Origin of the sequence: Actinomadura kijaniata NBRC 14229, from assembly GCF_001552175.1 — a bacterium.
GTDB lineage: Bacteria > Actinomycetota > Actinomycetes > Streptosporangiales > Streptosporangiaceae > Spirillospora > Spirillospora kijaniata.
Genome location: NZ_BCQR01000075.1, coordinates 20,909 through 33,438 on the forward strand (window position 1 = coordinate 20,909; position 12,530 = coordinate 33,438).

Below are 12,530 nucleotides of genomic sequence, written 5' to 3' on the forward strand. Positions count from 1 at the left end.
CGGAACGTTCCGGCGACGCCCGCGTCGCGTCCGGCCCCCGGTCAGCCCTTGTAGAGCTTCTCGGCGTAGGTGGCCCCGTAGTAGCGCTCCAGCTCCTCCAGGCTCATGGGGTCCTGCTGGATCTCCTTGATGAGGCGGGCGTGCGAGGGCAGGGTGTCGCCGGTCCAGGACTCCGGCTTCCACAGCCCCGACCGCAGGAACGCCTTGCCGCAGTGGAAGAAGATCTCGTCGATCTCCACCACCATCGCCATCAGCGGCCGGTGCCCCTCGACGACCATCCGGTCGAAGAACGGGGCCTCGCGCACCAGCCGGGCGCGGCCGTTGATGCGCAGCGTCTCGTTGCGGCCCGGGATCAGGTAGACCAGCCCGACGTGCGGGTTGGTGAGGATGTTGTGGAACCCGTCGGCCCGCCGGTTGCCGGGCCGTTCGGGGATCGCGATCGTGGTGTCGTCCAGCACCAGCGTGAACCCGGCCGGGTCGCCCTTGGGGGACACGTCGCAGTCGCCGTCGGCGTCGCTGGTGGCCACCAGGCAGAACGGTGAGGCGGCGAGCCACTCGCGGTCCCGCGCGTGCAGCCGGGGGCGCTCCTTCTGCGCCGCTCTCGGCATCACCTCGCCCAGCAGCTCCCGCAGCTCCTCCGCGTCCTTGATCTCCACGAACTCCGGGGCCCGCGTCATCACGTTCCTTCCGCCTGGGGGTGGGACCCTCACCCTACGGCGCGGCTTTTCGGGCGTTCCGCCCGGCCTGGCAGGATGCCGATCATGGAGTACGCCGAGGTGCCCGACGGGGAGGGGCTGATCGCGGTCGTCGGCCGGGCCGACGCGAGCGCGCTGCTGCTGGCCGGGGACCCCGCCGCCGTGGCGGGCGGGGTCGGCGGCAGCACCGAGACGGTCGCGGCCCGCGCCCGCGACCCGCGCACGGCTGTCTCGGAGGTCAAGGCGCTCGGGGAGTGGCTGGCGGCCCCCGGCCCGGACACCACCGGCCTCGCCGACCGGCTGCGCCCCCTCCTGCGGCTGCTGCGGCCCGGCCGGTACGCGCTGGAGACGCGCCGGTTCGGGTCCCGCGGCCTCTTCGTGGTGGAGGGGGAGTTCCACTGGTGGCCGGGGTTCGACGACGACCCCCTGCTGACGCTCGTCCCCACCGACGCGCGGCCGCCCCGCGACTGGGGGCCGTCGACCGCTACCGGCAGCGGCTGCGGACCGACGAGCCCGCGCTGGTGGCGCTGCTGCCCGAGCCGCGCTCCGAGACCGGCTACCTGATCGACGGCCACCACAAGCTCGCCGCCTACCTGCGCGAGGGACCGCGGCCCCCGGTCATCTGCCTGGCGCCCGACCCGCCGCTGCGACCGCTGCGGGAGGACGTCGAGGGCCTGGTGGGCCACTTCGCCGAGATCCACCCCCAGGCGGCCGAGGCCGCGCGGGAGGTGCGCTGGTACGCCTCCCACTGGGAGGCGTGAGGCCCCGGACCCGGCTGCCGGGTCAGAAGTGGGTGCCGCCGTCGACGCGGATCTCGGTGCCGGTGACGAAAGCGCCATCGTCGGAGGCCAGCGCCGCGACCACGCCCGCGACCGTCTCCGGAGGGGCGAAACCGCCCTGGTTGAGCGCCGGGACCAGCTTCGCGAACAGGCTCATGTCGGCGTCCCCGGGCAGGCCCGGACCGCGGCCGTCGGTCATGTCGCTGCTGATCGAGCCGGGCGCGACCGCCACCGCGCGCAGGCCCCGCCCGGCGTACTCGGCGGCCAGCACGTGCGTGAACGACTGGATGCCGCCCTTGGACGCGGCGTAGGCGGCCATGTAGGGGTGGGCGAACGAGGCCGAGGTGGAGCTGAAGTTCACCACCACGCCGCGGCCGGACTCCAGCAGCGCGGGCAGCGCCTCGCGGGTCATCAGGAAGGTGCCGGTCAGGTTGACCGCCAGGACCCGGTTCCAGAACTCCAGGGTGGTCTGGTGGGTGTGCGCCGAGCGCAGGATGCCCGCCGCGTTCACCAGCACGTCCAGGCCGCCGAGCGTCTCCACCGCCGCCGCGACCCCGGCGCGCACGGCCGCCTCGTCGGAGATGTCCACCACCGAGGTGGTGAGGCGGTCGGCGTGCGCCCCGGCCCGTTCGGCGGTGGCCGCCAGGCCCTCGGCGTTGACGTCGAACGCGACGACCCGGCCGCCCTCCTCCAGGATGCGCAGCGCGGTGGCGCGGCCGATGCCCGACCCGCCGCCGGTGACCAGGACGCGACGTCCCTCGAAACGGTTCATGGTGGTTCCTCCGATCGCTGTGGCGTCATGCTATGCCTACATGGCATAACGTGCCACACCGGCTTCTTATGCCTAGAATCGTGGGGTGACCGAGGAGCCCCGCAGCACGCTCACCGAACGCCGCAAGGCCGCCACCCAGACGGAGATCGCCCGCGCGGCGGCCGAGCTGTTCACCGAGCACGGGGCCGACGGCGTCACCGCCGAGCAGATCGCCCGCCGGGCCGGGGTCGCGCTGCGGACCTTCTACCGGTACTTCCCGACCAAGGAGGAGGCGGTCGCGCCGCTGCTGTCGGTGGGCGCGCTGCGCTGGCGGGACCTGCTGGCCGGCTCCCCGCCGGGGATGCCGCCGCGGGAGGCGCTGGAGCGGGCCGCCGGGCTGGTGCTGGCCGAACCCGACCTGGCGACCCGGGAGCGCTACCGGTGGATGCGCGGCCTGCTGCGGGCCGCCGGGCACGACCCGGCGCTGCGCGCGGTGTGGCTGAAGGTCAACCAGGACTCCGAGGAACGCCTGGCCCCCGTGCTGGCCGGGCTGATGGACCGGGACCCGGGCTCGCTGGAGGTGCGGCTGGCGGCCGCCGCCGCGACCGCCGCGATCCGCGTCGCCCTGGAGGCGTGGGCGGCCGACGACACCCCCTCCGAAGGCCCCGGCTCCCCCGCCGACCTGGGCATCCGAGCCATACGAACCCTCACCGCCGCCCTGTGACCCCCGCCACCCGCTGATCGAGCGCACCCCCACCGACCAGCACCGGGGAAGACCCCTGACGGCCCCACGGAACCGGACCGCCGGAACACGCGGCGAATCGCGCGCTGATGGCACCCCAACCGGTCATCCGCGCCGCGCTGGCCCAGCCGACGCCCGGCGGGAGGTTGGGGTCTGAAGGCGCCGCTCGGCCGTTTGGAACGGTCTCTGAGCGCGCCCCATGAGGCCGCCGACACCCGGCAGGGGCAGCCCGGTCAGCGCGCCGCCGCGCCACGACTGGCCCGACCGGCGCTCTGTGAGGGGTTGGGCCGGGGCGCACCGCTCGGCTACGTGGAGGACTCCCCGACTGCGCTCCGCGAGGCGGTCGGCACGGCAGGACCGGCCCGGTCGGCGCGCCGTCGCGCCGTGTTGATCCGGCCGGTGCTCTGCGGGGGTCGGGGGTCTGGGCGGGCGGCCTGGACGGTGGTGGGGCGCCGTCCATGGCTGGGGCGTCGTGTGGGTCCTTGGCGGCGCTTCTCGCGCTGTGCGTGCCGGGCGGCGGCCTCGCCGGTTAGGCGCTGGGGGCGTAGCGGCGGATCCCGTCGTCGTGCGCGTCCAGTACGCCCTGGTCGGCCAGGACGTCCAGGTGTGCTTCGATCTCCAGGACGGCCAGCATCTGGCTGAAGTCGTCCAGGTCCTCCAGGCTGCGGCGGCGGCGCGTCCACGGCATCGCCCGCGCCACCTCGTGGGCGGTGGCGTGACCGGCGCGGACCTGCGCGGCGGCCGCGGCGAGGCGTTCCTCGTGGTGGCGCAGCAGCTCGTCGACGCGGGTGTGGGTGCTGGGGGTGACCGGGCCGTGCGCGGGCAGCAGCAGCGTGTCGGGCATGCCGCGGACCAGCCGCAGCGATTCCAGGTAGCTGCGCAGCGGCTTGGGCTCCGGCTCGGTCTCCAGCCCGATCGACGGCGTGATGTGCGGCAGGATGTGGTCGCCCGCGAACAGCAGCCCGGCGGCGGCGTCGCGCAGCACGATGTGGCCGCGCGTGTGGCCGGGCGTGGCGAACACGTCCAGGCCGCGCCGGGTCAGCGCGATCCGCTCCCCGTCGTCCAGCCAGCCGTCGGGGGCGGTGTGCGGCATCCGCCGGTCCTCGGTGCCCACGCCCGCGTTCGCGATCCGGTCGGCCAGTTCCGGGGCGCCGCAGCGGCGCAGCAGCTCGGCCTGGCGCGGGTGCAGCCCCCGCGCCACGTCGAACGCCTCGATCGACGCCCGCTCGCCGCGCCCGATCCGCACCCGCGTGCCGAACGCGTCGCGCAGCGCGAGCGCCTGCGAGTAGTGGTCCCAGTGCGCGTGCGTGACCAGGAACTGCGCCACGTCGTCGAGCCGGTGGCCCAGCGTGCGCAGCGCGTCCGACAGCGCCCTGCGGCTGTCGGGCATCGCCCACCCGGAGTCCACCACGACCAGGCCGTCCGGGTCCTCGATGACGTAGACGTTGACGGCGTGCAGCGACGGGATCGGCAGCGCCAGGGGAACGCGGTGGACGCCGGGGGCGACCGGGTGCGCCCCCGGCTCGGTCCAGTCCGCGGGCTGCTCCATGATCGGTACCGCCACCGTACGCCCCCTTCGTGCCGCGAGAGATCCGGCCAGAACCTACTTCATCGGGAGATTCCGCCGCAGGGCGGGTGCCCCTTTGCTTAGCCCGCCTAGCTGACCGTGCGGGCGCGCACCGCGTCCAGCGTGAGCGCCAGCAGCCGTTCGGCCTGGCCCGGGTCGTCGTCCCCGACGGGAGGCGACAGCGCGATCCCGGCGACGATCCGCAGCAGGTCGCCGGGGTGGGCGTCGGGCCGCACGGCCCCGGCCCGCCGGGCGCGGTCCAGCACCCCGGTGGCGGTGTCGACGATCACCTGGTGGCAGTCGAAGCCCATGCCGGACGGCTCGTGGCGCAGCGCCTCGCCGCCCAGCCCGTGATCGGTGCGGGCGTGCGCGAGGAAGGCGCGCAGCCACGTCTCCAGTGCCTCGGCCGGCGGAACGGCCCGCAGCCCGTCGGCGAGCGAGGCCAGCCGCTCGACGCGGTCGCGCAGCACCGCGGCCTGGAGCGCCCGCCGGTTCGGGAAGTGCCGGTAGAGGGTGCCGGGGCCGACCCCGGCGCGGCGGGCGATCTCGTTCAGGGAGGCGTCGGGGCCCTGCTCGGCGAACGTCTCGCGGGCGGCGGCCAGGACGCGTTCGGCGTTGCGGCGCGCGTCGGCCCGCAGGGGTCTGTCGGTCGTCATCGCCCATCCCGGCTAGCCAAACGGAGAAGTTCTCCGTATCGTACCGGAACGGAAGCGGAGAACCTCTCCGTTTAAGGGAGTGAAGTGATGGACGACGCGCGGCACGGCCTCGGCCGGCTGGGGATCTGGACGTTCGCGTTCGACGGGGCCCCGGCCGGCGAGGTCCGGGAGGCGGCGGCGGAGATCGAGGAGCTGGGCTACGGGGCCCTGTGGTTCGGCGAGGCGCTGGGGCGCGACACCTTCGGGCAGGCGTGGCTGCTGCTGGCGGCGACGCGGCGCCTCACCGTCGCCTCCGGGATCGCCAACATCGCCTTCCGCGACCCGATCGCCACCGCCACCGCCGAACGCACCCTCGGCGAGGCGTTCCCCGGGCGCTACCTGCTGGGGCTCGGCGGGCACCGGGTGTCCGACGAGGTGATGGAGCTCGACGGGTACCCGATGCCCGCGCGGGGCAGGGCGGTGACGACGATGCGCGGCTACCTGGACGCGATGGACGCGGTCCCGCGGCACGGCCCGGTGCCCGACCCGGCGCCCCGCCGCGTGCTGGCCGCCCTCGGCCCGAGGATGCTGGAGCTGGCGGCCGAGCGCACCTGGGGCGCGCACCCCTACTTCGTCCCCGTCGAGCACACCGCCTCGGCCCGCCGGGCCATGGGGCCGGACGCCTTCCTGGGGGTGGAGCAGGCCGTCGTCCTCGACCCCGACCTCGGACGCGCCCGCGAGGTGGCCCGCGCGCACGTCGGGTTCTACGCCGAGGCCGCCCCGCACCAGCGGCGCAGCCTCCAGCGGCTCGGCTTCGGGGAGGAGGACATGGTCGGCGGGCCGAGCGACCGCCTGGTGGACGCGATCGTGGCCTACGGCGACCTCGACCGCATCGCCGCGCGCGTCCGCGAGCATCTGGACGCCGGGGCCGACCACGTCTGCCTCCAGGTGCTCACCGACGAGCCCGGCCTGCCGCGCCGCCAGTGGCGGGAACTGGCCGCGCTGCCGCGCTGAGCGACCTGTCCCCGCGGTGCGTCCGATGCCACCGCGGGGACATAGGCGTGCCGCCTCGGGGCGTGTGACGATCCCCACATGGACACCACCTTGAAGGCGTTCCTGGAAGGCGGGCCGGAGGGGCTGCCGCGGCGGATCGTGCGGATCACCCCGCCCGGTGCCGAGGTGAAACTGCCGTTCCGGGGTGGCTACGAGCACTTCCGGGCGACCTCCCGGCACCGCGACACCCCCGAGGGGAGGCTCCCGGTCTTCGTGTGGGACCGCCGGACCAGGGTCGCCGAGTGACGGCCCGGTGACCGCCGGGAACGGGCGTCAGCGGGTGTCGAGGAAGCGGTCCAGCACCCGCGTGCCGAACCGCAGCCCCTCGACCGGCACCCGCTCGTCCACGCCGTGGAACATCGCCTGGTAGTCCAGCTCCGGGCCGAGCAGCAGCGGCGCGAACCCGAAGCTGCGGATGCCGAGGCGGGCGAACGCCTTGGCGTCGGTGCCGCCCGACATCACGTACGGCACCGGCCGGGCGCCGGGATCCTCGGCGCGCAGCGCGTCGGCCAGGGCGTGGAAGGTCGGCCCGTCCGGGTCGGCGGTGATGGCCTCCTCGTGGCTGATGAACTCGCGGGTGATCTTCGGGCCGAGCAGCCGGTCCAGCGTGGCGAAGAACTCCTCGCCGAGGCCCGGCAGGGTCCGGCCGTCCACCTGCGCCTGCGCGGAGCCGGGCACGACGTTGACCTTGTACCCGGCGTCCAGCCGGGTGGGGTTGGCGGAGTTGCGGATGGTGCCCGCGAACAGCTTGCCGACCTGGCCGAGCCGCTGGGCCTCGGCGTCCAGCCGGTCGTGGTCGAGGGGCTCGCCGAGCGCGTCGGCGATGCCGTCCAGCAGCGCCCGCACGCCCGGCGTCAGCCGGACCGGCCACCGGTGGGAGGCCAGCCGGGAGATCGCGTGGCACAGTTCGGCGACGGCGTTGTCGGGGGCGGGCTTGGAGCCGTGCCCGGCGGTGCCGCGCGCGGTGAGCCGCATCCACGCCGACCCGCGCTCGCCGGTCGCGATCGGGTAGATCCGGGTGTCGGGCGCGGCGGTGACGCTGAACCCGCCGGATTCGCTGATCGCCTCGGTGACGCCGGTGAACCAGTCCCGGCACTCGTCCACGACATACTTGGAGCCGTAGACGGCGGTGCACTCCTCGTCGGCCAGGAACGCCAGCACCAGGTCCCCGCGGGTGCGGCGGCCCTCGCGCAGCCGCTGCCGGACCGTCGCCAGCGTCATCGCGAGGGTGCCCTTCATGTCCACCGCCCCGCGCCCCCACAGGTAGCCGTCGCGCTCCTCCCCGGAGAACGGGTGCACGCTCCACTCGTCGGGGTCGGCGGGCACCACGTCCAGGTGCCCGTGGATGAGGAACGCGGGCGCGTCGGGATCGGTGCCGGGGATCCGGACCAGGGTGCTGGCCCGGCCGGGGGCCGACTCGACGACGATGGGCTCGACCCCCGCGTCGTCCAGCAGCGCCGCGACGTACTCGGCGGCGGGGCGCTCGGGCTGTCCCCGGCCCTCGCCCTCGTTGGTGGTGTCGAAGCGGAGCAGGTCGGAGCAGATGCCCGCCACCTCGTCCGCCGCCGTGACATCCTGTGCCGCCGTGACGCTCCGTGCCGCCGGCGGGGGGTCGGTCGCCTGGGTGCCGGTCGCCTGGGGCAGTGTCATGAAGTCGCCTTCCGCAGATCGTGTCGGGCCCTCCATACGGTCGGTGGGGAGCGTCCCGCGCGAACGCGACACGCGGACCGTATGGAAGATCTTTTGCGGTGACGGCTAGCGCAGGCGCTTGATCTCGCCGTAGGCGCGGTAGAAACCGCCGCGCCCCGACGGGCGGACCTCCTCGACGAGGTAACGCGCGCCCGCTTCGCGGATGCCCTTGGGGAACTGGAGGTTCCAACCGGAGTCGTACCCCTCGTCCACCACGCGCACCCGAAGCCGCGGACCGTCCTGGTAGCACTCGACGACCACGCCGCGATCGCCCGGCCCCGCGGTCTCCAGCGTCGTCGCCGGTCGGACCGCGGCCAGCCCTGCCTCGATCTTGACGTCCCGCGCCTGCGGGACGGTCCCCCGCTCGGCGGCCCGGATGGCGTCCTCGCTGACGTCCATACAGGCCAGGGAGCCGTCGGTGGTGACCAGGTACAGTCGATCGTCAATGTACTGCATCGAGAACGCCGATCCGCAACCGGTCGCCAGCTTCCACAGCCGTTTGCCGCCTCGGTCGAAACAGTACACGGAGGAATGGTTGTCCCCGGCGAAGACGTACCGGCCGTCGGGCGCGGCCGCGCAGGAGAACACCGCGTCGTCGCACTGGTACACCGACTCGACCCGGCCGTCCTCCTTGGCCAGCCGGTAGACCTTGTCGCGCGCGGTGCCCGCGTAGACCGCGTCGTGCTCCTGCCAGCCGAACAGCACGTTGCCCTCCACCGGCGTGTGCCAGACCAGCCGCCCGTCCAGGTCCCGGTAGCGCGCCACGCCCTTGGTGTGCCCGTGGTAGACCGCCTCGCCGTCGCAGCGCACCATCCACCCGGCGCGGCCGTCGGTGTCGTGCTTCCACTGGAACTCGTCCTCGTGGTCGATCGCGGTGACCCGGCCGCCCGCGTCCGACACGCCCAGCATGCCGTCGTGGATGTCCAGCCAGTAGATGTCCACGTCGGGGGAGATCTCGTAGGCCGCGTACGGGGCCTTGCCGCTCAGGTCGTAGACCCGGCCGTCGTCGCACCCGGCGTAGATCCAGAAGTCGTCGGCGACGATGCACTTGACGCCCTCGGGCAGCTTGAAGTGCCCGGTCACCGCGCCCTCGTGGGTGACGGTGTAGACGTCGCCCCGCTGGTTGCCGACCCAGGCCCGCTGCTTGTCCACGAAGATCCCGAACGCGGCGGCGCCGCTGGCGAACCGCCACAGCACCGGGGCCTGCCGCGCCGTGGACCGCCCGCTGGTCACCGGCCGCCGGGTGATCGGCCGGGCCTGCCGGGCCCCGCGCACCGCCGGGGCGTACCCCTTGCGCAGCTTCTCGTCGATCTTCTTCTTGGCGGCGGCGCGGGCCTTGTCGGCGGTTGGGTAGGAGGAGGTCTTGGCCGTTCCGGCCGCGCCGATCCGCCCGTAGGTGATCGTCACGTCGGTGTCGGAGACCACGACCTCGTAGAACTTGTGGGCGCCCCCGTCGTCCTCGGAAAGCTCCAGGTAGGTGGTCTCCCGCGCCATGATCTCCTCCTCGTGGACGTCCGTTCCGTCTGGCCGGGAGCCTACGGAGGCGTACCGACAGAACGGCGGGCGGGCGCGACCGGCCGGGGAGAGGCCCGGCCGACCGTAAGGTGAGGGGATGGCACGGAGAGGGACACGGCGCGGCGCGGAGCCCCGCGCCGACCGGTACGAGATCGCCGGCGGCGAGGCCGAGCTGCTGCGCGACGCCGACCGGGACGGCGGCTGGGTGCTGTGCGTGGGCGGCGTCCCGCAGTCGTACGTGGACCTGTCCGACCCCACCTACCTGGACTTCGAGTACATGCGGCTGATGGGCGACGTCGTCGACAGCCTCGGGCTGGAGGGGGAGCCGTTCGACGCCGTCCACATCGGCGGCGCGGCCTGCACGCTGCCCCGGTACGTCGCCGCGACCCGGCCCGGCTCCCGGCAGGTGGTGCTGGAGCCGGACGGCCGCCTGGTGCAGCTGGTCCGCGAGCAGCTGCCGGTGAAGGGCGTCGCCGGGCTGAAGATCCGCGTCACCGACGGCCGGACCGGGCTGGCCGGGGTGCCCGACGAGGCCGACGACCTGGTGGTGCTGGACGCGTTCGCCGAGGCCGCCGTGCCGGTGGAGCTGGTGACCGAGGAGTTCACCCGCGACGTCGCGCGGGTGCTGCGGCCCGGCGGGGTCTACCTGATGAACGTCGCCGACGGGTTCCGGCTGCCGTTCGCGCGGCGGGTGGTGACGACGGTGCGCTCGGTGTTCCGGCACGTGCTGCTGCTCGGCGACCCCGGCGTGCTGCGCGGCCGCCGCTTCGGGAACCTGATCGTCGTGGCCTCGCGGCGGCCGCTGCCGGTGGAGGTGCTGGCCCGGCGGGCGGCGGGCGGCGCCGCCCGGGCCCGGCTGGTGGAGGGGGAGGACCTGGCGGCGTTCGCCGCCGGGGCCGCGCCGATCCGCGAGGGCGACGGCACCACCGCGCCGGTTCCCCCGCCGCAGGTTTTCGGGAAGTCCTAAAAAGGGGAAGCCGCCGAATTATCCGGGAACGCCTCGGCAGTTGTTGCCAGGCCGAAACAACGGCGACGCGATCTCGGTGCACGCCCTTCCCGGAACGGCCCTCGTGAGGGGCGTCCCGTGTCCCATAATCGAGCGATGGAGTCGTCCACCCGAATTCTCATTCTCGGCACGGATTCGTCGGGGAGGGTGCTCCAGTTCGACCGCAACGCGGCGGCGGCGCTCGGCGTGGACGCCGACGATCTCCCGGGGTCGCGGCTGGACGACCTGATCGGCGGAGCCCGCGAACCGCTGCTGGAGGCCCTCCGGCACGGCCGCGAGCGCACCGCGATGCTGACCATGGAGACCCCCGCCGGGGGCCGCCACGACGCCGTCGTCACCGTGCACCCGATGCGCGGCGGCGACCTGGCCGCGCTGGCGGTGGTCCGCGTCCCGGTCCCGCTGGCCGACCGCTTCCTGGACCCCGCGGTGATCCGCCGCGCGCTGATGGAGGACTCGCTGCCGCGCATCGGCGCGACCCTCGACCTGGAGCTGCTGGCCCGCGAGCTGATGAACGTCCTGGTCCCCACCTTCTGCAACACCGGCGCGCTGCTGCTGCGGGAGAACATGATCGACGCCGACGCGGACGGCGCCGGCGACGCGGTCATGCTGCGGCGGATGGCGACCGCGTTCGACGACGGCGACCCGGCGTGGGACGCCACGTTCCCGGTGGGGGAGACCCTGGCGTTCCCCGAACCGGCCCCCCACACGCGCGCCCTGCGCACCGGCGAGCCGGTGCTGCTGTCCCTGGACGGCGAGACCGCCGCGCGCATCGCCGAGGAGTGGCGGCGGACCCCGGTCGCCGAGCTGCTCAAGGGCGCGTCGATGCTGGTGCTGCCGGTCCGCGACGCCGACGGCGCGACGCTGGGGCTGTTCGTGTGCACCCGCACGTCCGGGCACCGGCCGTTCGACGCCTACGACGTCGAGATCGGCACCGAGTTCGCCAACCGCGCCGGGCTGTTCGTGGAGAGCGCCCGCCGCTACGGCCGGGAACGCGCCACCGCCCTCACCCTGCAGCGCAGCCTGCTGCCGACCGGCCTGTCGGCGCCGTCGTCGGTGTCGGTCCACCACCGCTACCTGCCCGGCAGCCGCCTGATCGAGGTCGGCGGCGACTGGTACGAGTCGATCGCGCTGCCCGGCGCGCGCGTCGCGCTGGTCGTCGGCGACGTCGCCGGGCACGGGGTGCGCGCCGCCGTGACCATGGGACGCCTGCGCACCGCCATCCACACCCTGGCCGGGCTGGACCTGCCGCCCGCCGAGGCCCTGGAGCGCCTGGACTCGCTGATGCGCACCCTCGGCGAACGCGAGCCGCACTTCGCCACCTGCGCCTACGCCGTCTACGACGCGGTCAGCGGCCGGTGCGAGATCGCCAGCGCCGGGCACCTGCCGCCGCTGCTGGCCCCGCCGGGCGGCCCCGCCGAGTTCCTGGACGTGCCGCCCGCGCCGCCGCTGGGCATCGGCGACGGCCGCCCGGTCGTCAGCCGCGCGTTCACCGTCGAGGACGGCACGCTGCTGTTCCTGTACACCGACGGCCTGGTGGAGAACCGCGCCCGCGACATCGACGACGGCCTGGCCCGGCTGCGGGAGACCTTCGACAAGGGGGCCGACACCCTGGACGGCCTGTGCCAGGCGACCCTGGACGGCGTGTTCGACGACCAGCACCGCGACGACATCGCGGTGCTGCTGGCCCGCCTGCACCGCATCCCCGGCGACGCGCACGTGTCCTGGGACCTGCCCGCCGACCCGGCCGCCGTGCGCCGCGCCCGCGGCCTGATCCGCAGCACGCTCGCCGGGTGGGGCCTCGGCGAGCTGGCCGAGTCGACCGTGCTGATGGCCTCCGAGCTGGTCACCAACGCGATCCGCCACGCGGGCGGGCGCGTCACCCTGCGGCTGGTCCGCGAGGACGGCCTGGTCTGCGAGGTGTTCGACGGCTCCGACGGCCGCCCCCGCGTCCGCGCCGTCGGCGAGGGGGAGACCGTCGCCGAGTCGGGCCGCGGCCTGCACGTGGTGAGCCGCCTGGCCCGCCGCTGGGGCGTGCGCCGCACGGCGGGCGGCAAGGCCGTCTGGTGCGAGCAGCGCCTTCCCTGACGCCGCCCCCGGA

At 74.7% G+C, this 12,530-nt stretch carries 13 protein-coding genes; 7 read left to right on the top strand and 6 right to left on the bottom strand.

From position 1 onward, the window contains the following. Positions 1–41: 41 nt before the first annotated feature. A complete protein-coding gene (locus AKI01S_RS23420; protein ID WP_067821869.1) occupies positions 42–677 on the bottom strand; it encodes a pyridoxamine 5'-phosphate oxidase family protein in 636 nt (211 codons plus the stop codon). Positions 678–761: 84 nt separating this feature from the next. Between AKI01S_RS23420 and AKI01S_RS23425 the strand changes: the two genes are divergently transcribed. Then, entirely contained in the window at positions 762–1,259 is a 498-nt protein-coding gene (locus AKI01S_RS23425; protein ID WP_067821870.1) for a hypothetical protein, read from the top strand. After that, positions 1,217–1,456 carry a hypothetical protein gene (locus tag AKI01S_RS23430; protein ID WP_067821872.1) on the top strand — a complete coding sequence of 80 codons (240 nt, stop codon included), beginning with the start codon at positions 1,217–1,219 and terminating at the stop codon, positions 1,454–1,456. The genes AKI01S_RS23425 and AKI01S_RS23430 overlap by 43 nt, the downstream gene beginning before the upstream one ends. A gap of 22 nt (positions 1,457–1,478) precedes the next feature. On the opposite strand, the gene AKI01S_RS23435 is transcribed toward AKI01S_RS23430, so the two are convergent. Continuing rightward, complete coding sequence (locus AKI01S_RS23435) at positions 1,479–2,246, bottom strand: SDR family NAD(P)-dependent oxidoreductase (RefSeq protein WP_067821875.1); 768 nt, start codon at positions 2,244–2,246, stop codon at positions 1,479–1,481. Positions 2,247–2,331: 85 nt separating this feature from the next. Between AKI01S_RS23435 and AKI01S_RS23440 the strand changes: the two genes are divergently transcribed. Next, entirely contained in the window at positions 2,332–2,949 is a 618-nt protein-coding gene (locus AKI01S_RS23440) for a TetR family transcriptional regulator (RefSeq protein WP_067821878.1), read from the top strand. A 547-nt stretch (positions 2,950–3,496) separates the two neighbouring features. On the opposite strand, the gene AKI01S_RS23445 is transcribed toward AKI01S_RS23440, so the two are convergent. Both AKI01S_RS23445 and AKI01S_RS23450 read right to left on the bottom strand, forming a co-directional pair. After that, positions 3,497–4,531: an MBL fold metallo-hydrolase gene (locus tag AKI01S_RS23445; protein WP_157420070.1), complete on the bottom strand. Its 1,035-nt coding sequence runs from the start codon at positions 4,529–4,531 to the stop codon at positions 3,497–3,499. A 92-nt stretch (positions 4,532–4,623) separates the two neighbouring features. Further along, positions 4,624–5,190, bottom strand: coding sequence for a TetR/AcrR family transcriptional regulator (locus tag AKI01S_RS23450; protein ID WP_067821892.1), 567 nt, complete (start codon positions 5,188–5,190; stop codon positions 4,624–4,626). Positions 5,191–5,277: 87 nt separating this feature from the next. Between AKI01S_RS23450 and AKI01S_RS23455 the strand changes: the two genes are divergently transcribed. Beyond that, positions 5,278–6,183, top strand: a complete 906-nt coding sequence (locus AKI01S_RS23455) for a TIGR03620 family F420-dependent LLM class oxidoreductase (protein WP_067821895.1) — start codon at positions 5,278–5,280, stop codon at positions 6,181–6,183. Between the two features lie 78 nt (positions 6,184–6,261). Next, a complete protein-coding gene (locus tag AKI01S_RS23460) occupies positions 6,262–6,468 on the top strand; it encodes a DUF5988 family protein (RefSeq protein ID WP_067821897.1) in 207 nt (68 codons plus the stop codon). A gap of 27 nt (positions 6,469–6,495) precedes the next feature. Here AKI01S_RS23460 and AKI01S_RS23465 read toward each other — a convergent pair whose 3' ends face one another. Together AKI01S_RS23465 and AKI01S_RS23470 are read right to left on the bottom strand one after the other, a co-directional pair. After that, positions 6,496–7,872, bottom strand: coding sequence for a M20/M25/M40 family metallo-hydrolase (locus AKI01S_RS23465; RefSeq protein WP_084000130.1), 1,377 nt, complete (start codon positions 7,870–7,872; stop codon positions 6,496–6,498). Positions 7,873–7,977: 105 nt separating this feature from the next. Beyond that, complete coding sequence (locus tag AKI01S_RS23470) at positions 7,978–9,405, bottom strand: WGR domain-containing protein (RefSeq protein ID WP_067821900.1); 1,428 nt, start codon at positions 9,403–9,405, stop codon at positions 7,978–7,980. 118 nt (positions 9,406–9,523) lie between these two features. Here AKI01S_RS23470 and AKI01S_RS23475 point away from each other — a divergent pair, with 118 nt between their 5' ends. Further along, positions 9,524–10,393: a spermidine synthase gene (locus AKI01S_RS23475; protein WP_067821906.1), complete on the top strand. Its 870-nt coding sequence runs from the start codon at positions 9,524–9,526 to the stop codon at positions 10,391–10,393. A 135-nt stretch (positions 10,394–10,528) separates the two neighbouring features. After that, a complete protein-coding gene (locus AKI01S_RS23480; protein ID WP_067821908.1) occupies positions 10,529–12,517 on the top strand; it encodes an ATP-binding SpoIIE family protein phosphatase in 1,989 nt (662 codons plus the stop codon). The last annotated feature ends 13 nt before the right edge of the window (positions 12,518–12,530 follow it).